Origin of the sequence: Caulobacter segnis (assembly GCF_003243465.1) — a bacterium.
Taxonomy (GTDB): domain Bacteria; phylum Pseudomonadota; class Alphaproteobacteria; order Caulobacterales; family Caulobacteraceae; genus Caulobacter; species Caulobacter segnis_A.
Genome location: NZ_QFQZ01000072.1, coordinates 1 through 24,868, shown reverse-complemented (window position 1 = coordinate 24,868; position 24,868 = coordinate 1). Strand labels below are relative to the sequence as shown.

The 24,868-nt window shown below is 67.7% G+C and carries 23 protein-coding genes and 1 pseudogene; 12 read left to right on the top strand and 12 right to left on the bottom strand.

Annotated features, from left to right (window positions below; genetic code table 11):
- Together DI526_RS18350 and DI526_RS18345 are read right to left on the bottom strand one after the other, a co-directional pair.
- Positions 1–300 (bottom strand): MFS transporter (locus tag DI526_RS18350; protein WP_304280996.1); only part of this gene is annotated, 300 nt, incomplete at its 3' end.
- 77 nt (positions 301–377) lie between these two features.
- On the bottom strand, positions 378–1,166 hold the full coding sequence (locus DI526_RS18345) for a TerC family protein (protein ID WP_304280994.1): 789 nt from the start codon (positions 1,164–1,166) through the stop codon (positions 378–380).
- A 590-nt stretch (positions 1,167–1,756) separates the two neighbouring features.
- Here DI526_RS18345 and DI526_RS18340 point away from each other — a divergent pair.
- From DI526_RS18340 to DI526_RS18330, 3 genes are all read left to right on the top strand, one after another.
- Entirely contained in the window at positions 1,757–2,458 is a 702-nt protein-coding gene (locus tag DI526_RS18340; RefSeq protein ID WP_304280992.1) for a CHAP domain-containing protein, read from the top strand.
- A 126-nt stretch (positions 2,459–2,584) separates the two neighbouring features.
- Positions 2,585–3,544 carry a magnesium transporter CorA family protein gene (locus DI526_RS18335; RefSeq protein ID WP_304280990.1) on the top strand — a complete coding sequence of 320 codons (960 nt, stop codon included), beginning with the start codon at positions 2,585–2,587 and terminating at the stop codon, positions 3,542–3,544.
- A gap of 129 nt (positions 3,545–3,673) precedes the next feature.
- Positions 3,674–5,116 (top strand): alpha/beta hydrolase, encoded by a 1,443-nt coding sequence (locus DI526_RS18330; protein WP_304280989.1) that lies wholly within the window; start codon positions 3,674–3,676, stop codon positions 5,114–5,116.
- Positions 5,117–5,316: 200 nt separating this feature from the next.
- On the opposite strand, the gene DI526_RS18325 is transcribed toward DI526_RS18330, so the two are convergent.
- The 3 genes from DI526_RS18325 to DI526_RS18315 form a co-directional block, all read right to left on the bottom strand.
- Complete coding sequence (locus tag DI526_RS18325; RefSeq protein ID WP_304280987.1) at positions 5,317–7,416, bottom strand: S9 family peptidase; 2,100 nt, start codon at positions 7,414–7,416, stop codon at positions 5,317–5,319.
- A gap of 140 nt (positions 7,417–7,556) precedes the next feature.
- Positions 7,557–8,411 (bottom strand): crotonase/enoyl-CoA hydratase family protein, encoded by an 855-nt coding sequence (locus DI526_RS18320; RefSeq protein WP_304280986.1) that lies wholly within the window; start codon positions 8,409–8,411, stop codon positions 7,557–7,559.
- Positions 8,412–8,487: 76 nt separating this feature from the next.
- Positions 8,488–8,922 (bottom strand): DUF488 family protein, encoded by a 435-nt coding sequence (locus DI526_RS18315; protein WP_304280984.1) that lies wholly within the window; start codon positions 8,920–8,922, stop codon positions 8,488–8,490.
- Between the two features lie 70 nt (positions 8,923–8,992).
- Here DI526_RS18315 and DI526_RS18310 point away from each other — a divergent pair, with 70 nt between their 5' ends.
- The gene (locus DI526_RS18310) at positions 8,993–9,883 is read left to right on the top strand and encodes an alpha/beta fold hydrolase (RefSeq protein ID WP_304280983.1); all 891 of its coding nucleotides are present in this window, start codon (positions 8,993–8,995) and stop codon (positions 9,881–9,883) included.
- Here DI526_RS18310 and DI526_RS18305 read toward each other — a convergent pair.
- From DI526_RS18305 to DI526_RS18275, 7 genes are all read right to left on the bottom strand, one after another.
- A complete protein-coding gene (locus tag DI526_RS18305) occupies positions 9,880–10,827 on the bottom strand; it encodes a thioesterase family protein (RefSeq protein WP_304280981.1) in 948 nt (315 codons plus the stop codon). The genes DI526_RS18310 and DI526_RS18305 overlap by 4 nt on opposite strands.
- 139 nt (positions 10,828–10,966) lie before the next feature.
- Positions 10,967–11,170, bottom strand: a complete 204-nt coding sequence (locus DI526_RS18300; protein ID WP_304280979.1) for a hypothetical protein — start codon at positions 11,168–11,170, stop codon at positions 10,967–10,969.
- Positions 11,171–11,221: 51 nt separating this feature from the next.
- The gene (locus DI526_RS18295; protein WP_304280977.1) at positions 11,222–11,710 is read right to left on the bottom strand and encodes a Fur family transcriptional regulator; all 489 of its coding nucleotides are present in this window, start codon (positions 11,708–11,710) and stop codon (positions 11,222–11,224) included.
- Between the two features lie 58 nt (positions 11,711–11,768).
- Entirely contained in the window at positions 11,769–12,542 is a 774-nt protein-coding gene (locus DI526_RS18290) for a phosphatase PAP2 family protein (protein WP_304280975.1), read from the bottom strand.
- A 60-nt stretch (positions 12,543–12,602) separates the two neighbouring features.
- On the bottom strand, positions 12,603–13,652 hold the full coding sequence (locus DI526_RS18285; RefSeq protein ID WP_304280973.1) for a deoxyhypusine synthase: 1,050 nt from the start codon (positions 13,650–13,652) through the stop codon (positions 12,603–12,605).
- Between the two features lie 92 nt (positions 13,653–13,744).
- Positions 13,745–15,472, bottom strand: coding sequence for a hypothetical protein (locus tag DI526_RS18280; protein WP_304280972.1), 1,728 nt, complete (start codon positions 15,470–15,472; stop codon positions 13,745–13,747).
- A 138-nt stretch (positions 15,473–15,610) separates the two neighbouring features.
- Positions 15,611–16,870, bottom strand: coding sequence for a type III PLP-dependent enzyme (locus tag DI526_RS18275; protein ID WP_304280970.1), 1,260 nt, complete (start codon positions 16,868–16,870; stop codon positions 15,611–15,613).
- 351 nt (positions 16,871–17,221) lie between these two features.
- On the opposite strand from DI526_RS18275, the gene phnC reads away from it, so the two are divergent.
- The 8 genes and pseudogenes from phnC to DI526_RS18235 all read left to right on the top strand — a co-directional run.
- Complete coding sequence (gene phnC, locus DI526_RS18270) at positions 17,222–18,016, top strand: phosphonate ABC transporter ATP-binding protein (RefSeq protein WP_304280968.1); 795 nt, start codon at positions 17,222–17,224, stop codon at positions 18,014–18,016.
- Positions 18,013–19,038 carry a phosphate/phosphite/phosphonate ABC transporter substrate-binding protein gene (gene phnD, locus DI526_RS18265; RefSeq protein ID WP_304280966.1) on the top strand — a complete coding sequence of 342 codons (1,026 nt, stop codon included), beginning with the start codon at positions 18,013–18,015 and terminating at the stop codon, positions 19,036–19,038. The genes phnC and phnD overlap by 4 nt, the downstream gene beginning before the upstream one ends.
- An 8-nt stretch (positions 19,039–19,046) precedes the next feature.
- Entirely contained in the window at positions 19,047–19,865 is an 819-nt protein-coding gene (phnE, locus tag DI526_RS18260; RefSeq protein WP_304280964.1) for a phosphonate ABC transporter, permease protein PhnE, read from the top strand.
- A gap of 261 nt (positions 19,866–20,126) precedes the next feature.
- Positions 20,127–21,377 carry an OprO/OprP family phosphate-selective porin gene (locus tag DI526_RS18255; RefSeq protein WP_304280963.1) on the top strand — a complete coding sequence of 417 codons (1,251 nt, stop codon included), beginning with the start codon at positions 20,127–20,129 and terminating at the stop codon, positions 21,375–21,377.
- Between the two features lie 68 nt (positions 21,378–21,445).
- On the top strand, positions 21,446–22,489 hold the full coding sequence (locus DI526_RS18250; RefSeq protein ID WP_304280961.1) for a substrate-binding domain-containing protein: 1,044 nt from the start codon (positions 21,446–21,448) through the stop codon (positions 22,487–22,489).
- Positions 22,490–22,636: 147 nt separating this feature from the next.
- On the top strand, positions 22,637–23,950 hold the full coding sequence (locus DI526_RS18245; protein WP_304280959.1) for a hemolysin family protein: 1,314 nt from the start codon (positions 22,637–22,639) through the stop codon (positions 23,948–23,950).
- A 105-nt stretch (positions 23,951–24,055) separates the two neighbouring features.
- Positions 24,056–24,355, top strand: coding sequence for a putative quinol monooxygenase (locus DI526_RS18240; protein WP_304280957.1), 300 nt, complete (start codon positions 24,056–24,058; stop codon positions 24,353–24,355).
- Between the two features lie 256 nt (positions 24,356–24,611).
- A pseudogene (locus DI526_RS18235) lies at positions 24,612–24,695 on the top strand (hypothetical protein); the annotation flags it as partial.
- Positions 24,696–24,868 lie beyond the last annotated feature (173 nt).

Sequence of the window (24,868 nt, the reverse complement as noted above, 5' to 3'; positions counted from 1 at the left end):
GAACTCGCCCGAGATTCCCGACAGCAGGGAGCCGGCCAGGAAGATCGATATGCCGACGATCAGCACCGGCTTGCGGCCATAGATGTCGCCGAGCTTGCCCCAGATCGGCACCATCACCGTCGAGGTCAGCAGATAGGCCGTCGTCACCCAGGAATAGAGGTTGAGGCCGTTCAGCTCGGAGATGATCCGCGGCATGGCCGTGGAGACGATCGTCTGGTCCAGGGCGCTGAGCAGGAACACGATCATCAGCGCCGCCAGGGTGGTTCGGCGCTCGGTGTCGGTGAAGGTCTGGGACGTCATCTGGGCCTTGGGAAGCGTGACAGCCGATGCGCTCGACTATCACGCGCCCAACGCCGGAAGTAGGCGGCGCGTCCCGCCTATCCGCTTTTCTTGGCCTCGCGCTTGCGGGCCAGCATGTTCAGGCCTTCGACACCGGCCGAGAAGGCCATGGCGGTGTAGATGTAGCCCTTGGGCACGTGGGCGCCGAAGCCTTCGGCGATCAGGACCGTGCCGATCATCAGCAGGAAGCCCAGGGCCAGCATCACCACGGTCGGGTTGGCGTTGATGAAGTTGGCCAGCGGATCTGCGGCCAGCAGCATCACCGTGACGGCGACCAGCACCGCGACGACCATGATCGGCAGGTGATCGGTCATGCCGACGGCGGTCAGGATCGAGTCGATCGAGAACACCAGGTCCAGCAGGATGATCTGGAAGATCGCCGAGCCGACGTTGGAGATGACGACGGCGCTCTTGTCCTTCTCCAGGATGTCGTGGCTCTTTCCGGGATCCACGGTGTGGTGGATCTCCTTGGTCGCCTTCCAGATCAGGAAGGCGCCGCCGGCGATCAGGATCAGGTCGCGCCAAGAGAACGCGGTCTCGAAGCCCGGTTCGCCGTGCGATCCGACCGGTCCGGCGATGCCGAGGTCGAAGACCGGGGCGGTCAGGCCGACGATGAAGGCGATGGTCGACAGCAAGACGAGGCGCATGATCAGCGCCAGGGAGATGCCGATCCGCCGGACCTTCTGGCGGTGCTCGGGCGGAAGCTTGTTGGAGAGAATGGAAATGAAGACGAGATTGTCGATACCGAGGACAATCTCCATGACGACAAGCGTGACCAACGCGGCCCAGGCGGCTGGGTCGGCGAGCAGGCTAAGTATTTCGTTCATCAGTCCCCACTGAGGATTTTGGGCGCCGCGCCTCCCCGCGCGAAACCGCATGACGTTCACAGATGGGAGCGAACGGCGTTCTTGTCGAGGGGCGGCGGTTAAAAAGCGGGGCCGCGCGGCGTCCCGCGACCCGCCGATTCGCCGCCCTTTGACGGGTTCGCGCGCAGCAGGGGCGAGGAATTGATCAACGTGGTTTTTTCCGCGTTGGGGCTGCGGTTTTACTGCCGATTTTCGCCGGACGAGTCTTCAGGTCAGCGCAAGATGAAACCGCGCGCCCATGAGATGAGTTGGCCGCCTTTTAGATGTCCGCGCCTAGTTTCGCTTGGCTGAAAAGACACCGTCCGAGCCGGGCTCAATAGCCTGGAAGTCGACCCCGAATGCTCACCGCAGATCTTGATTTCGATCACGTGCGGGATGTTGGCGCGCCTGAACGCCATGTCGATGCGGAGGCGGGGGCGGGCGAACGGCGTCTTTTCGGCGGCGCGGGAAATGGCGGGGCTCGCAGATGACGGCTGCGACATAAAGACTCTTTTCACACGTCCGTGGGAAGGTTATCCCTTAACCCAGTGACGCGGGGGAGTACCCACAGCATGACGAAACGGACGAGGGCCCTTCTGGGTTCCCTGGCCGCTGCCGCCATGATCAGCCTGGCGCCGGCGGCGGCAACCGCCGACGGCTACTGGCAGTGCGTTCCGTTCGCGCGCCTGATGTCCGGCATCCAGCTTTTCGGCGACGCCCGTACGTGGTGGTCGCAAGCCGCCGGCAAGTACGAGACCGGCGCCGTGCCGAAGATCGGCTCGGTTCTTTCCTTCAAGCCGACCGCCCGCATGAACCTGGGCCACGTCGCTTTCGTGAGCCAGGTGCTCACCGACCGGGTCATCCAGGTCACCCACGCCAACTGGTCGATCATCGAGGGCGATCGCGGCCAGATCGAAAAGGACGTCACCGTCGTCGACGTCTCGCCCAACGGCGACTGGAGCCAGGTCAAGGTCTGGTACGACCCGATCCGCGACCTCGGCAACACGGTCTATCCGACCAACGGCTTCATCTACCAGGACGCCCAGGCGATGAAGATCGCCATGGCCACCAGCAAGATCGCCATGGCCCAGAACGCCGTCGTGTCGGCCGCCAAGCAGGCCGCCAACCAGGTGGCGTCTTCGGTTCGCGCCTCGCCGCTGGATATCATCAGCCAGGCCGCCGATTCGACCGATCGTATCGCCGCCCTGATCGAGGCCGCCACCGGTGGCGGCGCTTCGTCCAACGACTCCAACAAGCCGAACGCGCCGCGTTGACCTGAAGCGCGGGGCGGGGCACACCCGACCCGCAGCGCCTTGCGTCACCGTCCTCGCGACCACGCCGCAAGCCTGCGTCTTCAAGGGGCGAGCCTGCCCTGACGGCGGGCTTGAAGGGCGGCGTCCATGCTGAGAATCCTCCGTCACGGCGCTCCGGGCTTCGAGGCCGGCGGCCTGTCGCCCGACTGGCGCGTGCCCGACGACGCCGTCTGGATCGAGCTGGTCGACCCCACCCGCGCCGAGGAAGTCGCCGTCGAGCAGTCGATCGGCCTCTTGCTGCCCACCCGCGAGGAAATGGCCGAGATCGAGGCCTCCTCGCGTCTGTACCAGGAGGACGGCGGCACGTTCATGACCGCCACCGTGCTGGTCAACGCCGACGGCGACCTGCCGACCTCCGCGCCCGTGACCTTCGTGCTGGCGGGCAATCGCCTGGTCACCATCCGCTATGTCGAACCGCGGGCCTTCTCGGCGTTTGCGGCCCAGGCCGAGCGCCAGCCCAGCCTCTGCCCCAACGGCCCGCAAACCTTCCTGGGCCTGCTGGACGCGGTGATCGACCGCACCGCCGACATCCTTGAGCGCACGGCCGCCGACGTCGAGCTGCAGTCGCGGACCATCTTCGGCCGCCCGCGCGGCGCGGAGTTCGAGAAGATCCTCAAAAGTCTGGGCCGCGACCAGAACATCAATTCCAAGGCTCGCGACAGCCTGGTCAGCCTGGCCCGCCTGCTCAGCTTCGCGGCCCTGGCCGAACAGTTCGACGGCGAGCGCGAGCTGCGCGATCACCTGAAATCGCTGCAGCGCGACGTCCAGTCGATCACCGACCATTCCAGCTACCTGGCCAGCAACATCACCTTCCTGCTCGACGCGGCCCTGGGGCTGATCAACATCGAGCAGAACTCGATCTTCAAGGTGTTCTCGGTGTTCTCGGTGGTCTTCCTGCCGCCGACCCTGATCGCCGGGATCTACGGCATGAACTTCGAGCACATGCCCGAGCTGCGCTGGATGGAAGGCTATCCGATGGCCATCACCCTGATGTTCATCGCCGCCGGCGTGCCGCTGCTGGTCTTCAAGCGCAAGGGCTGGCTCTGAGTCAGAGACGTAGAGCGTGAGGTCAGCCGAAACCGGTTCCCACGTTCGGCCTCACGCGCCCGCGGTCGCTTCAGCCTCTTGCGGCGAGCGTCAGCCTTGGTGTTGATGGGCCGAACGCTGGAGTTTCCGATGTCGCCCAAGTCCCTGACCGCCGCCGCCCTGGGCGCTCTGACCCTGACCGCCGCCTCTTTCGGCGCGGCCGGCGTGGCCCACGCGGCCGCGCCGCAGTTCAAGCCCACGGCCTGCGCCGGCGACTACAAGGGCGTCGACCTCAAGGTCCAGTGCGGAAACCTGATCGTCGACGAAACGCGCGGCGATCCCAAGAGCCGGCGGATCAGCGTGGCGATCGCCATCGTCAAGGCCTCGGCCCCCAGGCCCGGCCTGCCGCCGGTCGTCTATCTGCACGGCGGCCCCGGCGGCTCGGCCCTGGCGGGCCTGCCGCGCCTGCTCAAGAGCAAGGCCCAGCGCGAATTCGTCGCCATCGACCAGGACTGGATCTTCATGGACCAGCGCGGCGGCGGCCTCTCGAACCCGAACCTGAACTGCCCCGGGACCAACCTGACCGACGCCGGGCCGCCGTCCGAGAAGGACAAGGACGGCATCGTCGCCTGCATGAAGGCCTTCCAGGCCCAGGGCGTGAACCTGTCGCGCTACAACGCCGTCGAGGTGGCCAAGGACGTCCAGGACCTGCGCCAGGTGCTGAAGCTGCCGATGATCGACCTGTTCGGCGGCTCGTACGGCACGCGCATCGAGGCGGCGATCCAGACCCACGCGGCCCAGGGCGTGCGGGCGGTGGTCCAGGATTCGCCCTGGCCGCCGGAAGCCGACTGGACGGTCGGCGGGCCGGCCATGGTCTCCAACTCGATCGACATCGTCATGGCCAAGTGCGCGCTCGTCGCCGAGTGCGCCAAGCGCTATCCCGACCTGAAGGCCAAGCTGGCCGTCGTCGCCGAGCGCTGGCTGGCCGGCCCCCAGACCATTAACGGCAAGACCTACACGGCCGACGACCTGGGCGGCTATCTGATGGACGCCAGCTACTTCACCGCGGGCGTGCTGCCGCGCGACCTGTGGAAGATCATCCAGGGCGACGTCTCGCCGGTCCAGGACTTCGTCGAGAGCCGCGACTACTACAGCGAGGGCCAGTTCATGACCCACCTGTGCAAGGAGGAGATCCCGTTCGAGAGCCGCGCCGCCGTCGCCGATGGGACCGAGAAGGACCCCGTCGCCCGCCTGATGGTCGTCTCGATGCAGCGCATCCATGACGTCTGCGGCGCCATCGACGTGGGTCCGATCTCCAAGGTCGAGCAGGCCCCGGTCAAGACCGCCATCCCGACCCTGTTCCTGGCCGCCGAGATCGACCCCGGCTGCCCGCCGGAACTGACCAAGGCCGCGTCCAAGGGCTACGAAGGCTCGCAGGTCGTGATCGTCACCAACGCCACCCACGGCGTCTCGCGCAGCAGCCCCTGCGTGCGCAAGATGATCCGGGGCTTCTTCCAGGACCCGACCAAGCCGGTGGACCGCAGCTGCCTGCCGGCGGCGGATACGCCGATGGCGTTCACCTACGCGGGCTGACGCGGTTGTGCCCCTCTCCCGGCGGGAGAGGCGGGGCCCGGCGCCGCGGGTGGGGACGGCTTAGCCCGGTCCGGAAGGGGAGCTTCGTCCGCCTGCACCATTTTGGCGCCGGCCTTTGTCGACCTGACGGTAGGGCGGAAGGCGGACTTGAGGCCCGTGAGCGCCCGTCATCCCGCGCTGATCGCGCCCTCGCAACCCGATCAACTCGGCGGATTGTATTTTTCGACGAAGGCGACGGCTTCGGTCAGCATCTGCAGGCGCGTGGTCCCGCGCGATAGCCAGTGGTCCTCGCCTTTCAGCGGCACCAGGGCGACGGGCTTGCCGGCCTTCTTCAGCGCGTCGGCCATGGCCTGGCTCTGCTCGAAGGGCACGATGGTGTCGTCCTCGCCGTGGATCAGCAGAATCGGAATGTCGGCCTTATCGGCCAACTGGACTGGCGAGATCGCTTTCAGGTCGGCTTGCTTGCGCTCGTCGCCCATGAAGCGCAGCCAGTAGCGCATCGAGGTCGTCCGGCGCGGATCGTTCTCGTCGATGGCCAGCATCCGGCCAGGATTGGACGGCCCGGTGCCTTCCCGGGCGCATTGTAATGCGCCTCGGTTACTTCCGTCTCTCGCTGTCGGACCTTCCCAGACCGGGTCGATCGGGGCGGCCGTCGATACCTGCTCCCCGACGCCATCGCCCCGCATGCAGATGCGGCCGGGCCGGAGGACGGTGCGCCGTACGACGTTGAGGTCGGACGGTCCGGCCACGGACACCGCGCAGCGATAGGTCCCGCGATCCAGGGTCGCGCCGGCCAGGGCCGCATAGCCGCCATAGGAAGCGCCCATGATGCAGACGCGCTTGGGGTCGACAATTCCCTGTCGGGCCAGCTCGCGGACGCCGTCCGACAGGTCCGTCTGCATCTTGCGGCCCCACTCGCCGAAGCCGGCCTTGATGAAATCCTCGCCGAAGCCCTGCGAGCCTCGGAAGTTCGGCTGCAGCACGGCATAGCCGCGGGAGGCCAGGGCCTGGCTCCACCAGTCATAGCCGGGCGTGGCGCGGCCCTCCGGTCCGCCGTGCGGCAGCACGATGAGCGGCAGGTTCCTGGCTTCGCGGCCGCGCGGCAGGGTCAGATAACCGGTAATCGTCAGGCCGTCGGCGGCCTTGTAGCTGATCGTCTGGACAGGAGAGACGGTCGTGGCGTCGATACCTTTATAGGCGGGACCCAGCACCCAGCCGCGGCGGGTGTTCAGGTCGACCAGCGCGAACGATGGCCCTTCGGCGGGCGAGTCGACCCGCAACACCAGCCGCCGCCAGCCCTGGGACGCCGAGTGCAGGGTGACGCGGGCGTCCCTGAACGGCTTGACCGCCGACCACCAGGCCGACTGCAGCGTCGGGGCGAAGAAGTCGTAGGTTATCTCGCCGCGCTCCAGCCGATAGCCACCGACCAGCTTCAGGGTCTGGGGGTCGTGCAGCAGGCCGTCGAAGACCATGTCGTCGGGCAGGGTCTCATGCTGGCCGTCGGGGCGATACTCACGCAGGGCGTCCTCGCCATAGCCGCGGCGGACCAGCACCGACTTGCCGTCGCGACCGAAGCCGGCCAGCCCGTAAGAGCCCATCGGCGCATCGGCCTTGTCGATGGTCTTCCATGTGGAGCCGACCTTCATCAGCAGGCTCCAGCGACCCGTTTGGTCGTCATACATGGATTGCGCAACCGGCTCGCCGGCCGCGTCGACAAGCCAGCCGTCGGTGCCGTAGCGCACGCCATTGTCCAGCATCTTGAGGGCGTTGGTGCGCAGATTGAGACGGAACAGGGTGTCGGTTCCGACGCCGCGCATCATGTGGACGCCCTCGAGGAAGACGATGGGGTCGCCCTTGATCATGCGAACCTGCGGCGGCCCCACCACGATGTTCAAGGTGTCCTTGACCCCCGATAGCAGGGGCTTCTGCACGTTCTCCCGAACGTCGAAGTTCGAGGCCAGGAAGTATTCGCGGGCTGGGCCTTTGAAGGCCGCGCCCTCGCTGGCGACGGACGAGACCAGGATGACGTTGTTCTCGCCCGCCCAGGTGACGCTGCGCAGCTTCTTGTCGCCCACGGCGATGCCCGCCAGGCCGCCGCCCTCGGTCTTGCGGATGGTCAGGAAGCGCTGCTCGCCGTCCGTGGTGATCACCGCCAGCTTCGAGCCGTCCGGCGAGATCTGCACGTCCTCGATGTTGGGCAGGGCCCCGAATCTGGCGAGGTCGGGCTTGTCGTCAGCCGCGGCCGGTGTCGCCAACCAAAGGGAAGCGATCGCGCCCGCCGTCAGCAGCACCTTCCACATCTCGCCCTCCCGGTTCTCGATAGCGGAAGAGTTTGACCAGTATGTCGGTCTTGTAAACCGCAAGTTGATCTCAGCGGCGGCCCGCGGCTCTTGCCGCGCGCCAATGTCCGCCTCGATCTAGAAGCGTGATTTCATAGCGCTCACATCTTCTTCTTGAGCGGCAGCAGGTCCGGATACACCGCGTCCCGCTTCTGCGCCTTGGCCGCGAACGCCTCGGCCATGTGCGGGCCGCTGAACATGCCCGTCTGCCAGGTGGCGATGTAGTCGAGGCCGTCGGCGATCGAGTGGTCGCGGGCGTAGTTGATCATCACCTTGCTGCCGGCCACGGCCAGGGGCGACTTCTCGGCGATCTCGCGGGCGGTCGCCAGGGCATGGTCCACCAGGGCCTCGTGGGTGTCGAAGAGCGCGTTGACCAGGCCGATGTCGCGCGCCTTGGCGGCCGGCAGGCGGCGGCCGGTATAGGCCAGCTCGCGCACCCAGCCTTCGGGGATCAGCTTGCACAGGCGCGGGAAGGTGCCGACGTCGGCGGTCATGCCGATATTGATCTCCTGGATCGAGAAGAAGGCGTCGGTCGTGGCGTAGCGGATGTCGCAGGCGCTGACGAAATCGACCGCCCCGCCGATGCAGCCGCCCTGGATGGCGACGATCACCGGCATCCGCGCCTTGTCCAGGCAGGCGAAGGTCTCCTGCAGGTGATGGACGAAGCGGCGGAAGCTCTCGGCCGCCACCCAGCGGTCGGCGTCCTGGCGGGCGGTGACGCCCTCGTCGTCAGTGAAGACCGACAGGTCCATGCCGGCGCTGAAGTGCTTGCCGGTCGAGGAGATGACGATGCAGCGGGCGCGGGCGTTGTCGTCGATGTCGCGGACGATGGCCGGCAGCTCGTTCCAGAACGGCCGGGTCATGGTGTTCATGGCCTCCGGGCGCTTGAGCTGAATGTGCGCGACGCCGGCCTCGATCTCGACCTTGAAACAGCTGTAGTCCGCCTGGCCGCTCATGACCGCCTCCCTCTGTGTTTGCCCGACTATCGGCCGGGCGCGAGGCGGGGACAACGATGACCCTACGGAAGAGCCTTCAGAGATCCACGACCTCGCACTTCAGGACCGCGCGGATGCGGTCGGCGACGATCTGGCGGTGGCAGCAGTTGGGATCGTCCTCGTAGCAGAGCAGAGCGATACGCTTGTCCCTGGCCAGTTCGGTGGCCTGGGCGAGGGCCAGCACCGCCTCCGGCTCCTCGAGGTGGGCGTTGAAGATCGCTCGCATCTCGTCGGTGCGGCCGGCGCGGGCGGCGTCGCGGCCGGGCTTGGGCGTGCCCAGGGCGCGCATGTGCAGATAGCCGACGCCTTCCGCGTTCAGGCTGTTTCCCAGCAGGGTCTTGGAGAAGCCGGCCTTGCGGGAGCTGGCCACCGCGCGGACGTCGATCACGAGCTCCACGTCGGCGGCCTTGAGGCGCTGGATCATCCCGCCTTGCGTGTCGGTCTCGTAGCCGATGGTCGCCAGTCTGTTCATCTGTCGTCCCTCCATGGACGCGCGCCGCTCGTGAGCCTACCTTAGACGTGTCGATCACAGGAGCCCGCCGATGGACGCGGCCGTCTTTCGCGAACCGCGCAAGCGCGCCACGCCGATCGCCGGCGGCGAGATAGCCGGCCTGGAGTTTGGGCCCACCGATCGGCCGATCGACATCGTCTTCGTCCACGCCAACGGTTTCAACGCCCAAACCTATCGAACGCTGCTTTCGCCCCTGGCCGCGAGCCTGCGGATCCTGGCGATCGACCAGCGCGGCCATGGGGCCACGACCCTGCCGGCCGATCCGGAGGGGCGGCGGTCGTGGCAGGACCTGCGGGACGATCTTGTCAGCCTGCTCGACGCCCTGGGCGGCCCGCCCGTGGTGCTGGCCGGCCACTCGATGGGCGGCACGGTCAGCCTGCTGGCCGCCGCCGAGCGGCCGGAGCGGGTCAAGGGTCTCCTCCTGCTCGACCCCGTGATCATGCCCTGGCTCGCGGTGCTCTACGCCAAGGCGCCTTGGGCCGCGCGCGGGCTGTGGAAGCGGATGCCGATGGTCCAGTCCGCCCTCCGCAGACGGTCGGTGTTCGACAGCCGCGAGGCCGCCTTCGCCGCCTACAAGGGCCGCGGCGCTTTCAGGACCTGGCCCGAGACCATGCTGGCCGACTATGTCGCCGGCGGGTTCGTCGAGCAGCCGGACGGCAAGGTCGAACTGGCCTGCGCCCCGGCCTGGGAGGCCTCGAACTACGCGGCCCAGGGCCACGACCCCTGGCGGGCGGTCCGTCAGGTGAGGGCGCCGGTCCGCGTCTTTAAGGCCGAGACGCACTCGACCTTCCGCGCCGGTCCCGGCTTTCCGCCGCGCGGCCGGCGGGTCGCGATCGAGACCGTCGCGGGCGCCAGCCACTTCCTGCCGATGGAGCGGCCGGACCTCGTCCGCGACGCCCTGTTCGAGATGGCGACCGGCTAGAGCGCCAGCCCCTCGACTTCATGCCGCGCCAGCGCCGCGCGGGCGGGGTCGCTGATGGGCACCACCTTGCGGGCGTCGAGGTCGAAGGTGATGGCCACCGCCTCCGAGGTCCCCCAGGGCTGGCCGGTGGCGGGATCCAGCATCCAGTGAACCACCCGCATGGTCCGGGCGTCGGTTCCGAGCAGGCCCGAGCGGATATCGATCCGGTCGCCGATCGTCGGCCAGGCCAGATAGGCGATCCGGTACTCAAGCACAGCCCCGCCCATCCGGGCGGGCCTGTGCTCGGCGTGCTCGACGACCACGTCGCGGAACGGGTGAATGAAGGCGCCGATGCCGTCCGACACCCGGCCGATGAACTGCTCGGCCCGCATTCGTCCGTAAACGTCGCAATCGCTCGGCAGCAGGCCGCCCAGGCCGATGCGGGAAAGCTTCAGGGCGTCGGCGCGGGCAAGGCTGGCCGTCGGGGTGAACGGCGACAGGTCGACGCTGCGCGCTCGCGCCTTCTCCGGAACCTCGACCATCAGGGCCTGGGCGCGCCCGCGGGCGATCTTCGGCCAGGGGAACGGCTGGCCCTCGCGCGGGGTGGCGTGGACGACGGTGGTCTGGAAGGTGGCCGCCAGTTCGCCGGACGCCGGATGGATCAACAGCTGCAGCAGCCGCGCCTCGGTCTCGCCCATCTCGATCACCCCGCCCAGCATGGTGAGCGGCGCGCCGGCGTGGGCCTCGCGCAGAAAGCGGATGTGGTGCTCCTTGACCAGCAGGGTGGCGTTGGCGTGGGGGGAGAAGGCGTGGGGCAGGCCCAACTCGGCGGCGAGGCCGATCAGCCCTTCCTGGGCGCGGACCACGTAGTGGCGCACGTTCATGTGCCCCATCTCGTCGCAGTCCCAGGTGTTGACCCCGCCGCGCCAGATCTCGACGCCAGGGAGACCCTCAGCGGCCGTCATGGCGCGGCTCCTTGAAGACAGGAAGGGGGCCAGATCTCGACGCCAGGAAGCGGCTCTGCGGTCGTCATGGCGGCGAAACTCGAACGGCGTTGAACGGTCGTTCGAGTCTAGCGGCTGCGGCGAGCTTGGCTAGAGGGGCTCAGCGCTTGCCCTCGGCCGGATCGCCGGCCGGGCCCTTGAAGGTGTTCCCGACCTCGGTCGCGTCCGGGCCGTCGGGACCGGCGCGCTTGCGGGATTCCTCGCCGGTCTTCTGGACGCTGTCCTTGCCGCCCAGGGCGGTGAAGTCGCCCAGCGACTCGGCTTCGTTGGCCTTGCGGCCGTCGGTGTTGGGTTGCTCGGCCATGCCGTTCTCCTTGGTGCCCAAGAACAACAGGAGGCGGGCGCGGATGTTCCGCTACGCGTCTTTACAGGCCGCGCACAGGCCGTGGGCCTCGATGGTCACGCCGGTCAGGGCGTAGCCGGCCGCGGCGCCGGCGGCGATGATCTCGGCGCTGGCCTTGGGCTCGATCTCGCGCGTCGCCCCGCAGCAGTCGCAGATCAGGAAGGCGGCGGCGTGGCCGTCGGCCTCCTTGCGGCAGGCGACATAGGCGTTGAGGCTCTCGATCCGGTGGGCGAAGCCCTGCTTCTCCAGGAAGTCGAGCGCGCGATAGACGGTCGGCGGCTTGGCGGGCGGGCCCGAGCCCCCGAAAGTCGAGATCAGGTCATAGGCCTTCACCGGCTGGCCGGCTTCCAGCAGCAGCTCCAGCACGCGGCGGCGCGGGGCGGTCAGGCGCTGGTCGGCGGCGGCGCAGCGGGCCTCGGCGGCGGCGAGCTCGGCCGCCAGCGCCGCGCCGGCGACGCCGTGATGATCGTGATCGTGTCCGCAGGAAGCGCCGTGGGCCATGGCCAAGAGGTAGAGGGCCGGACGCCCCCGCGCAACCTTGGCCTTGTGACGCGCCGGTTCAGAACAGCGGCGCGCCGACCAGATTGGCCTCGGCGGTGCAGCGGGCCGCATCAAGCGGCGCGGCCTTGGCGCGGGCTTCGTCGGACTCGGCGCGGACCGCGGCGAGGTCGGCCGTGAAGGCGTCGGAGCTCCACAGCGCGGCGAACAGGCTCTCGGCGTTGCGCTGGCCGGCCGCGACGGAGCTGGCGTTGTGGACGCCGCAGATCACCCGGCTCTCGCCGTAGCCGCGGGCGCGGGCCAGGATGGCGTTCGAGCGATCCGGCGCGACCTCGGCCAGCAGCAGCCCGACCGTCCAGCCCCAGGTGGCGTGGCCCGACGGATAGTCCGGCGAGAAGCGGAAGCCGAGGCTCGGCTTGATGCAGATCGGCGCGTCTTCCGACAGGTAGGGGCGGGGGCGGCGGTACTTCAGCTTGGGCCCCGCCACCGCCGAGCGCACGTCGCGGCTCATGCGCATCAGCATGGCCGCCAGCTTGGGATTGGTCTCGCGGGTGGGGGTGTAGCCGAGCGCGCAGGCGTAGGCGTCGAGGATCTTCTCCTCGGCGTTGTCGGCCTGGGCCAGGGACCAGCGCGGGGTGTCCTTCAGGGCGCGGGTGGCCAGGAAGATCTGCCGGTCCTTCTCCGCCTGGGGCGAGCCCTTGGCGGGCGGCGGCGGGACGTGGTCGCGGGCGTCGAACGCGCTCTTGGGCAGGTAGCGCGGATAGGTTCCCGCATCGCCGCTCAGGGTGGCGCAGCCCGACAGGGCCAGAACGGCGACGACGGCCAATGCGCGCATGAAAAAGGTCCCCGGAATCGCTTCCGGGGACCCTGCATTCTCAGCGGATGCTGAGCAAGCTTACTTGCCGAACAGCTTGTTCCAGCGCGGCTTTTCACGGCCGTCCCAGGCCTTGCGCCAGTAGGCGTCGCTGGCGATCAGCGGAACCACGGTGGTGGCCTCGGCGAACACCATCTGCTCGTAGGTGGTCGAGACCTTGCCCCACGAGGCGGCTTCCTTCAGCGTCGACGACGAGCAGGCGCCGTCGCGCACGTCGGCGACCGTGATCTGGATGGCGTACTTGTGCATGTCGGCCTCGACGCCGAGGATCTCGGCGCAGACGACGGTGTCCTGGGCGAAGTTCTTGGGCACGCCGCCGCCGACCATGAACAGGCCCGTGGTGCCGGCCGCGATCTTGACGTCCGTCAGTTCACGGAAGTCGGCGACCGCGTCGATCATCAGGTAGGGCTGCTTGGCGGCGATCTTTTCCTTCTGGTGCTTGACCAGGCCAAAGCCGGCCGAGCTGTCGACGAAGGCCGGGCAGAAGATCGGCACGCCTTCCTCATAGGCCGTCTGGATCAGCGAGCCCGGCTTCTTGGCGTTGCCTTCCGACAGCCACTTGCCCATCTCCCAGATGAACTCGCGCGACGAATAGGCGCGCGGCTCCAGCTGGTTGCAGATCTCCAGGATCGTGTGATCGCAGTTCTGGAGCTCTTCCTCGTCGATATAGGTGTCGTAGATGCGGTCGATGTAGTTGTCGCGCAGCACGTTGTCGTCTACCGGGCCCGCGGCCTGGTAGTGCTTGAAGCCGAGGGCTTCGAAGAAGTCCATGTCGACGATGCTGGCGCCGGTGGCGACCACGGCGTCGATCATGCCGTTCTTCACCATGTCGCGGTAGACGTGCATGCAGCCGCCGGCCGAGGTCGAACCGGCCAGGATCAGCCAGGTCGAGCAGCCCTTGTCGGCCAGGGCCATGTTGAAGATGTCGGCCGCGCGGGCGGTGTCGCGCGAGCTGAACGACATCTTGCGCATCGAGTCGATGATCGGACGCGCGTCGAAGGACGTGATGTCGACGTGCTCGACGACGGTCTGAAGGAGTTCGGCCTTGGTGTTCGGAACGGGAGCGTTCATGACAGAGGGTCCTCTGAGGGTGAGCGCCCGTCGTGACCCGAGAACCCGCCGGGACGGAGCGACCGGCGAGAGGGTTTCGTCAATGGAGGCGGCTATATAGCGGCTTTGCGAAGTTTTTTAAGTCTTTCCGTGAGCGACGGCGCAAACAGGCCCAGAACAACGGCCAGAGCCAGCAGCGACACAAGGTCGCTGGCCTTTTCGGCCCCGCTTCGGACGATGCGGGCGCGATAGGTGTGCTGGCCCGGCTCGGCCACGAACGACAGCTGGGCGAGGGATCCATAGGCCGTCGAGGCGACGACCGGATCGCGCCCGCGCTGCACGCGCCCCACCTCCCAGGTGGGGAAATAGAACTTGCCCAGCACGATGCGCGTCGGCCGCTCGGCCTCGACCGCGATGGCCACCGTGCCGTCCGGGAAGGTGCTGGCCGCCGTCACCTTGGCGCCGCTGTCGACCGGCGCGGCCAGCGGAATGTCCTTCAGGCCCGACAGGCCGGGATAGTCGGCGTTCAGGCGCGGATCATAGAAGTTCAGCGCGGCGGGGAAATGCTCGTCCGGCGCGCGCAGGGCCGCCAGCCGCCTGCCCGTCTCCGGATCGGCGAAGCCGGGCGCCGCGAAGTGGAAGACATAGGCGGACTGGGTCAGCATGAAGCCTTGCCACAGCAGCGGCGCGGCGACGACGGCGGCCAGGGGCGGCAGGATCCAGCGGCGGCCGTGGGCGAAGGCCAGGGCGACCGCGGCGACGGCCGCGAAGTCCACGGCGACCAGGACGCGATACGGGAACTGCGCCTTGTTCAGGATCACGGCCAGGGGCGAGTGCCAGATCCAGGGAATGGCGTACAGCGCAACGCCGCCCAGGGCCGCGGCGGCCCAGGCGATCGCCTCGCCGGACCGGGCCTCGCGGCGGACGGCGAGGGCGGCGACCAGGGCGGCCAGGGCGAGGGCCCCCATGCCCCAGCCGAGGAACGCCATCGAGGTCGAGAACGGCTTCTGCGGCCACAGGTCGGGCCTGAGCAGCGACCAGTTATAGGGATCGGTGGCGGCGGTGCCCCACATATGGTCCATGGTCGACGCCGACTGCAGCAGCGTGGCCGGACCCAGGTAGAAGGCCGCGAGGGCGAGGCCGAGCGCCGCCCCGGCCGCGCCCCGAACCACGACCATCAGCCGCGCCTCGGCCGGCGCCGACCAGACGAGATAGAGCGCATAGGCCGGCAGCACGCCCACCGTCGCCAGCATGGCGATGATCGGATGCGACAGGACGAGGGCGGCGTAGGACACCGCCAGCGCCGGGGTCCAGCGCCACGAGCGGACGGCGCGCTCCAGGCTGGCGGCCAGCAGCGGCAGGACGATATAGGCCACGGTCTCGCCCAGGGCGCCGCGCACGAAGACGCAGAGCTGGTGATAGGGCGCGAGCATGTAGAGCGCGGCCGCGGCGAGGGCGGTCCACGGCCCCGTCTTCGGCCGCAGCCAGGCGAACATGGCCAGGCCCGAGGCGGTGATCGTCAACGCGTCCAGCCAGGCCAGGATCAGGCCCGGGTGCGCGCCCTCGGGCAGCACCGCCCCGACCAGGGCCGCGGCGTAGAAGGCCAGCGGCGGGTAGAAGTAGAACGACGAGGCGCCGAATCCCGCCATCGCGCCCGCCAGCCAGCGCGGCGGGAAGTGGCCCTCGCGCAGGGCGGCGTTGAACTCGGCGATCCAGACGGTGTTGTAGCTGTAGCTGTGCGTCCATCCGGCGCCCTGGTCCAGGGAGCCGCGCGCGGACGCCAGCCCCAGACCGACACAGACCAGGATGGCCAGTGTCCAAACCCTGATGAGTGAGCGCACGCAAGAGCCTTTCGAAACGCGGGAGAGGCGGTTTTGCAAACTCTACCAGGGGGTGTCTAGCCCGGTCGCGTCGACCTGGCGCTCAACGAAAAAAGGGACCGGGCGAACCCGGTCCCTTGAGGGTCTTGTCCGATCGGCTCAGCGACGGCGCTTGCGCTTGCCGGCCGAGCCCTTGGGACGCGAGAAGCGGACGATCTTGCGTTCTTCCGTCTCCTGACGAACGACCGGGATCGAGCGCTTGGCCAGGCCGTACATCGAGGCCATCGGCGCGTCTTGGACTTCCGCGGTGTCGGTCTCTCCGAAGCCGTTGAAGCGGGTGTTCATCGCCACGCCATAGGCGCCGAGCATGCCGATCTCGATATAGTCGCCCTCGTCGACGCTTTCCGGCAGGTAGAAGGGGCCGGGCATGTGGTCGACGCTGTCGCAGGTCGGGCCGTAGAAGCGGAAGGGCTTGAGGCCCTCTTCCACCACTTCGCCGTTCTTGCGGTACAGCTTCACCGGGAAGGGCCACTTCATGTGCGCGGCGTCGAACAGCGAGCCGTACGACCCGTCGTTCAGATAGAGCGCGTCGCCCTTCTTCAGCTCGACCTTGACCAGCAGCGACGAGGCCTCGGCGACCAGGGCGCGGCCCGGCTCGCACCAGAGCTCGGTGGTCTCATGGACCATCATCTCGGCGAAGCCGCGGTCGATGGCCGCCAGATACTCGGAGAGATCCGGCGGGACCATGCCCGGATAGATCGACGGGAAGCCGCCGCCGACGTCGACGACATCGGCCAGCACGCCGGCGCGCACCAGGGCGCGGGAGGCCTGGGCCATCGCCGCCTGGAACGCCGTCGGGCGCATGCACTGGCTGCCGACGTGGAAGCTGACGCCCATCAGGTCCTGGGTGGCGCGACGGGCGGCCAGCAGCAGGGCCGGGGCGTTGTGCATCTCGACGCCGAACTTGCCCGACAGGCTGTAGGCCGCGCCCTCGGCCTGGACGCCCATGCGGACGATCAGGTTCAGGTCCTTGGCGTTGCCCGTGGAGTCCAGGATCTTGGCCAGCTCTTCGTGGGTGTCGAACGAGAAGGTCTTCACGCCGTGGTCGAAATAGGCGGCGGCGATCGCCGCCCGGCTCTTGACCGGGTGCATGAAGGCCATGCGCGAGCCCGGGGCCTCGGCGGCCACGAGTTCGATTTCGTTCAGCGACGCGACGTCGAAGGACCGCACGCCGGCCTGAGCCAGCTCACGGATCACCCACGGCGAAGGATTGGCCTTCACCGCGTAGAAGACGTCGCCTTTAAATTCGGACTGGAACCAGCGCGCAGCTACGGAAACCGCGTCAGGCCGCACGAGTGCGACGGGACGTTCCGGTGACCGCTCACGGACCAGGTCCAGGGGCGAATGGTACGTGCGCAATTCACGTAACCCCCTGTTGGAAGTTAAACCCAGGCCGGCGTTAGCAGCGTTTAGAGGACTTCGGGTCCGCCGGAGCCGTGCGAAATAGGGGCATTGATCCGGGATGTAAAGACCCTTTTGCGGCTCCGTTTGGGACGAATTGTTCCACCTGGCCGCGTGGGGCGAGGACGGGGGCTAGTTCGCAGCCGGAAACGGCTCCAGCGTGGAAAATTGCGCCCCTTAAGCGCGGCCGGTCAGCGGCGTTCGAACGCGCTTCGGGGCTCGGCCTGTCACAAATCCATTGCGAACCTGCCCCAAACGGTTGATCGCATTTCCCAAGCTGTGAAACCACGTTAAGGATTCGCCCCGACCATGACGTCGGACCCTGTTCTCTCGATCCGCGCCGCCTCCAAGACCTTCGGGTCCCGTCGCGCGCTGGACGCCGTCTCCCTCGATGTGAATCGGGGCGAGATGATCGCGCTCATCGGCCCGTCGGGCTCGGGCAAATCCACGCTGCTGCGCTCGATCGACGGTCTGCAGACCATCGACGAGGGGGAGGGAGCCATCTCGGCCTTCGGCGGCCCGGTCCAGGCCAAGGGCAAGGTGTCGGGCGAGGTGCGCCAGGCGCGCATCCGCATCGGCTTCATCGCCCAGCAGTTCAATCTGGTCGGCCGCCTATCCCTGTTCAGCAATGTGGCCCTCGGTTCGCTCGGGCGCATCCCGCTGCTGCGCGGCCTGTTTGGCCAGTGGCCCAGGGAGACGCGCGAGGCGGCCATGGCGGCCCTCGCTCGCGTTGGCGTCGCCGACTATGCCGCCCAGCGCGCCAACACCCTGTCGGGCGGCCAGCAGCAGCGCGGCGCCATCGCCCGGGCCCTGGTCCAGAAGGCCAAGATCATCCTGGCCGACGAGCCGGTGGCCTCGCTGGACCCGGTCTCGGCCCGCAAGGTCATGGAGATCCTGCGTGATCTCAATCAAACCGATGGCCTGACGGTCGTCGTAACCCTGCACCAGGTGGACTACGCCCTGCGCTATTGCGACCGGGTCGTGGCCCTGAAGGCTGGGAAGAAGGTCTATGACGGCCCGGCGTCCGGCCTGAACCGCGAAAAACTCATCGACATCTACGGCCCGGAATTCGAGGACGTGTTCTGGGAAGGAGCCCCGCAATGATCAACCGTCGTTCGGCCCTCGTGATCGCCGCCGGCTTGTCCGCCCTGGCGCTGGCCTCCTGCGGCAAGGCTCCGCAGACGCCCGCCGACAAGGACACGGTCACCTTCTCGATCCTCTCGACCGAGTCGGCCCAGAACATGGAGAGCTACTGGAAGCCGATCCTGGCCGACATGGAGAAGCAGACCGGCCTCAAGGTGAAGCCGTTCTTCTCGTCGAACTATTCGTCGCTGATCGTGGCCATGGGCGCCAAGCAGACGGATCTCGGCTGGTTCTCGAACCAGTCGGGCCTGGAAGCCGTGCGCCGCTCGAACGGCGAAGTCTTCGCCCGCACCTTCGATCCGTCGGGCACCGACGGCTACAAGTCGGTGATCATCGTCCCGGCGGGCAGCAAGATCCAGTCGGTCCAGGACCTGCTGAAGTGCGACAAGTCGCTGAACTTCGGCATCGGCGACAAGAAGTCGACCTCGGGCACCCTGGCCCCGATGACCTACGTCTTCATCCCGGCCAACAAGAAGCCCGAAGAGTGCTTCAAGACCGTGATCAGCGCCAACCACCAGGCCAACCTGTTCGCCGTGGCCAACGGCAAGCTGGACGCGGCGACCAACAACTCGACCGCCATCGGCCTGTCGAAGGCGCGCGGCGAGGGCGTGACCGACAAGATCCGGGTGATCTGGCAATCGCCGACCCTGCCCGAGGACCCGATCGTCTGGCGCAAGGACCTGGATCCCGCGATCAAGGAAAAGCTGCGCCAGTTCTTCCTGACCTACGCCCAGGGCGATACGCCCGAGGCTGAACAGCAGCGCGGCTACCTGAAGAAGCTCAGCATCGGCGGCTTCAAGCCGGCCGACGACTCGCACCTCCTGGTCGTGCGCGAGATGGAGGCCACCGAGCAGCTGGGCCTGGCCCGCGAGGCCGGCGACCAGGCCAAGATCGCCGACGCCCAGAAGGCGCTGGACAAGATCAAGGCCGAACGCGTCGCCGCCGAAGGCAAGGCGGGCCTCGCCGCCACGCCCGCGAACTGAGGACTGGCATGAGCGACGCGACCATCCCGGCGCCGCCCAAGCGCTCGGCCTCGGCCCTGGCCTTCGACACCCTGCTGTGGGGCGGGGTGATCCTGCTGCTGATCGTCAGCTTCAAGCCGGCCGAGATCGACAAGTTCCCGCAGCTATTCACCGACACCGAGCGGACCGGCAACTTCGCCAAGCTGTTCTTCAAGCCGTTCACCGACCCGGCCCTGTTCCTGTCGATGGACTGGGGCCTGTTCATCGGCAAGATGTGGCAGACCATCCAGATGGCGCTGTGGGGCACGGCTCTGGCGATCATCGTGGCGATCCCGCTGGGTCTCCTGGGCGCGCGCAACATCGCGCCGGTGTGGATCCAGCAGCCGGTGCGCCGGGTGCTCGACCTGATCCGCTCGATCCCCGACCTCGTCGTGGCGCTGATCTTCATCACCGCCGTGGGCCTTGGCCCCTTCGCCGGCGTCATGTCGATCATGTTCAACACCGGCGGCGTGCTGGCCAAGCTGTTCGCCGAAGCCGTCGAGTCGATCGACAAGGGCCCGGTCGAGGGCGTGCGCGCGACGGGCGCGGTCAAGCTGCAGGAGATCATCTGGGGCGTGATCCCGCAGGTGGCTCCGCTGTGGACCAGCTACGCCCTCTACCGCTTCGAATCGTCGAGCCGCGCGGCCACCGTGCTGGGCATCATCGGCGCCGGCGGCATCGGCCAGATCCTGTTTGACTCGATCAACGCCTTCCAGTTCGACCAGACCGGCTGCATTGTCCTCGTGATCGTCGTGGCGGTGTCGATGATCGACCTGCTGTCGCAGATCATCCGTACGCGGCTTCTGTAGTCTTTCGAGACAAATCTTCCCGCGCCTCCCTCGCCATCCGGCGGGGGAGGCGTTTTCGTTTGCGCGCCAACCGTCGGTGAGCGGACGTTTCCCGCGAAGTCTTGTTGCCGGAACGCCACAGCTTAAGGCCTTGAAAACACTTGTCGCTCGGCTGTCACAAATCGGTGGCGGAAGCGTCACGGACCCCCGGTAAGCCCGGCGTCAACCTGATCCACCTCGATGGGTGAGAGGACAGGGGCGCCTTTCAAGGGGAATTCTCAGATGAGCATCAAGACCTCGCTGGTCGCCGGTTCGGCGCTGGCCGTCGCGCTCGCGATCGGCATGGGCGCGACCGCCCAGGCCCAGGACATGAGCTACAAGTGGAGCGGCGCTCCGCAGTTCAGCAACGACGACACCGCGTTCAAGGTCCGTGGTCGGATCCTGTTCGACTACGTCGGCCAGGACATCAAGCGCGACGGCCCCGGCGGCGATTTCAAGACCAGCAACGCCCGCGGCCGCCAGGCCTTCCTCGGCGTCGAAGGCAAGCTGAACAGCTACTTCGCCTACAAGCTCGAAGGCGGCGCGGTGAACGGCGGTTCGTGGGGCTGGGATGACGCGGTCATCGAATACAAGCCCAGCGAGCCGGTCTCGATCCTGTTCGGCAACGTCAAGGTCGCCGGCCTCGAGAACCTGACCTCGACCCGCTTCACCACCTTCATGGACCGCGGTCCGTACGGCGACTTCGGCGTCGACAGCTACCTGCTGGGCGTGGTCGGCAAGTACAGCGGCTACAACTACTCGATGTCGCTGGGCGTCCAGGGCGCCAGCCTGAACAGCACCGACGTCAACAACGCCAGCGCCGACTCCAAGGAGCGCCTGACGGTCACCGCTCGCGGCCACTACGCGCTGCTGAACACCGACGCCGACAAGCTGCACCTGGCCGTCTCGTATCGTTACCGCAACCGCGGCGACGAAGGCCTGTTCGCCTACACCGGCCGCACGAACACCGCCTACAGCAACGCCACGTTCTACACGACCGGCGCCATCGGCAACCGCGACAAGACCGTCGCCGTCGAAGGCGCCTGGGTCCACGGCTCGCTGTCGGTCCAGGGTGAGTATTCGAACATCGACGTGACCCGCGCGGGCACGGCCGGTGACGATCCGACGATCAAGGTCGGCTACGCCTTCGTCAGCTTCTGGCCGACGGGCGAGACCCGCAACTACGACGCGGCCGCCGGTGAGTTCAAGCGTCCGAAGATCCTGAACCCGGTCACGGCCGGCGGCTTCGGCGGCGTGGAACTGGCCCTGCGTTACGACATGGCCGACACCCGCGACGCCTACAAGACCCTGAAGGTCAAGCCGGCCACGTCGCAAGCCGGCGAGTACACCGGCTGGACCTTGGGCGTGAACTACTACCCGACGTCGTACGTCCGCTTCCAGGCGAACTACACGGACGGCAAGGTCGACAACTACGGCCCGAACCAGGACTTCGACGTCAAGCAGTTCCAGCTGCGCGCCCAGCTCGACTTCTAAGCGTCGCCACCCTTCCGGGCGGGCCGCGCGACGGCTCGCCCCTCCCCCTTCTCCTCTAGGAGTTCGTCATGAAGAAGCTTATGTCCTGCGCGGCCGCCGCCGTGGCCCTGTCGGGCCTGGCCGCCGCCCCCGCCCACGCCGCCCGCGACTACGTCTGGGCCGCCGGCTCCTCGACCGTGTTCCCGTTCGCCACCCGCACCGCCGAAAACTTCGCCAAGAAGTCCGGCAAGAAGGCTCCGAAGGTCGAAAGCCTCGGCACCGGCGGCGGCATCAAGCTGTTCTGCTCGGGCACGGGCGAAGGCTTCCCCGACATCGCCAACGCCTCGCGTCCGATGAAGAAGGCCGAGTTCGACGCCTGCGCCGCCAAGGGCGTCAAGGACATCATCCAGATCAAGATCGGCTTCGACGGCATCGTGATCGCCACCGACAAGGACGGCGCCGACTACAACTTCAAGACCGAGAACCTCTACATGGGTCTCTCCAAGACGGTCCTGAAGGGCGGCCAGTTCGTCGCCAACCCGCACAAGACCTGGGACGACGTGGCCGGCGGCCTGCCGGGCAACCGCATCCAGGTCTACGGCCCGCCGCCGACCTCGGGCACCCGCGACGCCTTCGTCGAACTGGCCATCGAGGCCGGCGCCCGCAAGTACCCGACCCTGGACGCGATCCGCTCGGACAACGAAAAGAAGTTCAAGTCGCTGGTCGACCCGCTGCGTAACGACGGCTGGATCGACGCCGGCGAAAACGACAACGCCATCGTCGGCACCCTGACCAAGACCCCCGGCTCGCTGGGCGTCTTCGGCTGGTCCTACCTCGAAGAGAACATGGACAAGATCAAGGGCGCGACCGTCAACGGCGTGCGTCCGTCGGCCCAGACCATCTCGGACGGCTCCTACCCGCTGTCGCGCACCCTGTTCATCTACGTGAAGAAGGCCAACATCGGCGTCACGCCGGGCCTGGAAGAATTCCTGAAGGAGTTCACCTCGGACGCAGCGACGGGCCGTGGCGGCTACCTGCAAGGCCGTGGTCTGATCCCGCTGCCTCCGGGCCAGCACGACGCCCAGAAGGGTGTCGTCAACAACAAGACCGTGATGGGCCGTCCGGCCGCCTAATCGGCGCGCTAGAAGACACTCACGCCAGATCGACGCCGTGGTCCTATGGGCCACGGCGTTTTTCTTTGTATAGTAAGCGAGCCGGGCCGCTTTTCGCCGCCCCGCCGCGGTCGCCGTCCGGCGACGCGTCCCCGACCCTGAAGGGCCATGATCCTCGTCGCGCTCGCCGTCGTCTTCCTCCTCGTTCTGCTGAACGGGGTTTTCGCCATGTCCGAACTGGCCGTTGTCTCGGCCCGCAAGGCCCGCCTGCAAGGCTTCGCCGAGCGGGGCGACAAGGGGGCCAAGCTGGCCCTCGACATGGCCGAGCACCCCACGCGGTTCCTGTCGGCCGTGCAGGTCGGCATCACCCTGATCGGCATCTTCGCCGGCGCCTATGGCCAGGCCACCATCGCCGGGGCCCTGGACACCTGGGTCGAGCACAACGTGCCGGCCGTGGCCAAGTACTCCGAGGCCATCGCCACCGGCGTCGTCGTCGTCGGCCTGACCTATGTCTCGGTGATCCTGGGCGAGCTGGTGCCCAAGCGCCTGGCCCTGATCTTCCCCGACGCCATCGCCCGCCGCATGTCGCCGTTCCTGGCCGTGATGGCCACGGTGCTGCGTCCGTTCGTGACCCTGCTGACCGTCTCGACCGCCGGCGTCCTGCGCCTGATGGGCGTGCGCGACGAGCGCAACAACAGCGTCACCACCGAGGAGGTCGAGGCCGTCCTCGCCGAGGGCGCCGACGCCGGCCTGATCGAGCCCGAGGAGCGGGCGATGATCAACGAGGTCCTGCGCCTGGGCGACCGCCCCGTCCGCGTGGCCATGACCCCGCGCCGCGACCTCTTCTGGGTGTCGCTGGCCGACGATCCGCAGACCATCCTGTCGGAGATCCGCGCCAGCGCCCACTCGCGCATCCTGGTCGCCACCGAGGACGACCTGGACGGCGACATCGGCGTGGTCCTGAAGAAGGACCTGCTGGACGCCTGCCTGGCCGACGAGCCCCTCGACCTGAAGGCCCACGTCCAGCAGCCGGTCGCCATTCCCGAGACGATGTCGCTGCTGAAGGCTCTGGCGGTCTTCAAGCAGACCAGCCTGCACATGGCCCTGGTCGTCGACGAGTTCGGCTCGCTGCAGGGCGCGATCACGCCGCTGGACCTTCTGGAAATGATCGCCGGCGACTTCCCCGAGGATCACGACGACGACGAGACCCGCATCATCCGTCGCGACGACGGCAGCTGGCTGATCGACGCCCGCCTCGACATCCAGGAACTGAACGATCACCTGGGCGAGAACTTCGAGGCCGACGGCGGCTACCACACCGTGGCCGGCCTGATCCTCGACCGCCTGGGCCGCATCCCCAGCGAGGGCGAGCACCTGAGCATCGGCGGCTTCGACCTGGAGATCGTCGACATGGACGGCTCGCGGATCGACAAGGTCATCGTCAAGGCCGGCAAGCGGAAGAAGGACGAGGCCGAGGGATAGGCGTCTCGTCCGTCTGGATCCGCGCTGCGGCTTTCCCCCGCGGAGGTCTGGCGTGGTCGCGGGCGCGCCCTAGTCTGGGCCGACGGCAACGCAGGAGTCCCGGCCATGATCATCGTTCTCGGCGAGGTTCTCGTCGCCCCCGAACACCGCGTGGCGGCGATCGCCGTTGGCCTTGAGCACTGCGAACGCTCGCGCGGCGAGCCGGGATGCCTGTCGCACGACTGCTTCATCGACGCGGCCAATCCCGATCGCCTGCAGTTCGTCGAGCGCTGGCAGGACCTGGCCGCCCTACAGGCCCACTTCGCGGTCCCGGCCTCGGGCCTGTTCGTCAAGGAGATGCAAGGCTTCGCCGTCGCCCCGCCGAAGATGAGCATCCTGGAGGCGGCCGAGGCGATGGGACGCTGAGCTCCCTCTTCAAGAGGCGTGCTTAGATGTTGCAAGCCGACCTCGCGAGGTCGGAGCGAACCTTACATCTCTTGGAGGCTGCAGCGGACAGCCCTGCGATCGTCTCGCCGTGAGATGTAAGGATGGCTCCCGTCGCGTAGGACGGGGGGCGGCAAAGCCATCTCTCCTCCCCCACCGGGGGAGGGGGACCAGCGAAGCTGGTGGAGGGGCCCTTTGTGGAGGGGCTAGATCCTGTGGGCGGCGGGGTGAGCATTTTCTGACCTGGCGGGGGCGTCGCCAGCGCGGCTGGCCCCTCCACCGCCGTTCGGCGGTCCCCCTCCCCCGATGGGGGAGGAGAGGGAAAAGTAAGAGCGTTCGCGGCGCTCTATCATCCGCGTATCCGGAATTGAACTCAACGATTTCAAAGACTTCTCACTTTTACACGCCGATCTGTGATCCGCGTTCAAACCCCGCCCATACTTGTCCTCACCCGATGGCTTGGAAGGGACGTCCGGCCGGCGATCGTGACGGCTG

Coding starts and splice junctions, on each gene's coding strand:
- DI526_RS18345 (WP_304280994.1), bottom strand. CDS start 1,166: ATGAACGAAATACTTAGCCTGCTCGCCGACCCAGCCGCCTGGGCCGCG.
- DI526_RS18340 (WP_304280992.1), top strand. CDS start 1,757: ATGACGAAACGGACGAGGGCCCTTCTGGGTTCCCTGGCCGCTGCCGCC.
- DI526_RS18335 (WP_304280990.1), top strand. CDS start 2,585: ATGCTGAGAATCCTCCGTCACGGCGCTCCGGGCTTCGAGGCCGGCGGC.
- DI526_RS18330 (WP_304280989.1), top strand. CDS start 3,674: ATGTCGCCCAAGTCCCTGACCGCCGCCGCCCTGGGCGCTCTGACCCTG.
- DI526_RS18325 (WP_304280987.1), bottom strand. CDS start 7,416: ATGTGGAAGGTGCTGCTGACGGCGGGCGCGATCGCTTCCCTTTGGTTG.
- DI526_RS18320 (WP_304280986.1), bottom strand. CDS start 8,411: ATGAGCGGCCAGGCGGACTACAGCTGTTTCAAGGTCGAGATCGAGGCC.
- DI526_RS18315 (WP_304280984.1), bottom strand. CDS start 8,922: ATGAACAGACTGGCGACCATCGGCTACGAGACCGACACGCAAGGCGGG.
- DI526_RS18310 (WP_304280983.1), top strand. CDS start 8,993: ATGGACGCGGCCGTCTTTCGCGAACCGCGCAAGCGCGCCACGCCGATC.
- DI526_RS18305 (WP_304280981.1), bottom strand. CDS start 10,827: ATGACGGCCGCTGAGGGTCTCCCTGGCGTCGAGATCTGGCGCGGCGGG.
- DI526_RS18300 (WP_304280979.1), bottom strand. CDS start 11,170: ATGGCCGAGCAACCCAACACCGACGGCCGCAAGGCCAACGAAGCCGAG.
- DI526_RS18295 (WP_304280977.1), bottom strand. CDS start 11,710: ATGGCCCACGGCGCTTCCTGCGGACACGATCACGATCATCACGGCGTC.
- DI526_RS18290 (WP_304280975.1), bottom strand. CDS start 12,542: ATGCGCGCATTGGCCGTCGTCGCCGTTCTGGCCCTGTCGGGCTGCGCC.
- DI526_RS18285 (WP_304280973.1), bottom strand. CDS start 13,652: ATGAACGCTCCCGTTCCGAACACCAAGGCCGAACTCCTTCAGACCGTC.
- phnC (WP_304280968.1), top strand. CDS start 17,222: ATGACGTCGGACCCTGTTCTCTCGATCCGCGCCGCCTCCAAGACCTTC.
- phnD (WP_304280966.1), top strand. CDS start 18,013: ATGATCAACCGTCGTTCGGCCCTCGTGATCGCCGCCGGCTTGTCCGCC.
- phnE (WP_304280964.1), top strand. CDS start 19,047: ATGAGCGACGCGACCATCCCGGCGCCGCCCAAGCGCTCGGCCTCGGCC.
- DI526_RS18255 (WP_304280963.1), top strand. CDS start 20,127: ATGAGCATCAAGACCTCGCTGGTCGCCGGTTCGGCGCTGGCCGTCGCG.
- DI526_RS18250 (WP_304280961.1), top strand. CDS start 21,446: ATGAAGAAGCTTATGTCCTGCGCGGCCGCCGCCGTGGCCCTGTCGGGC.
- DI526_RS18245 (WP_304280959.1), top strand. CDS start 22,637: ATGATCCTCGTCGCGCTCGCCGTCGTCTTCCTCCTCGTTCTGCTGAAC.
- DI526_RS18240 (WP_304280957.1), top strand. CDS start 24,056: ATGATCATCGTTCTCGGCGAGGTTCTCGTCGCCCCCGAACACCGCGTG.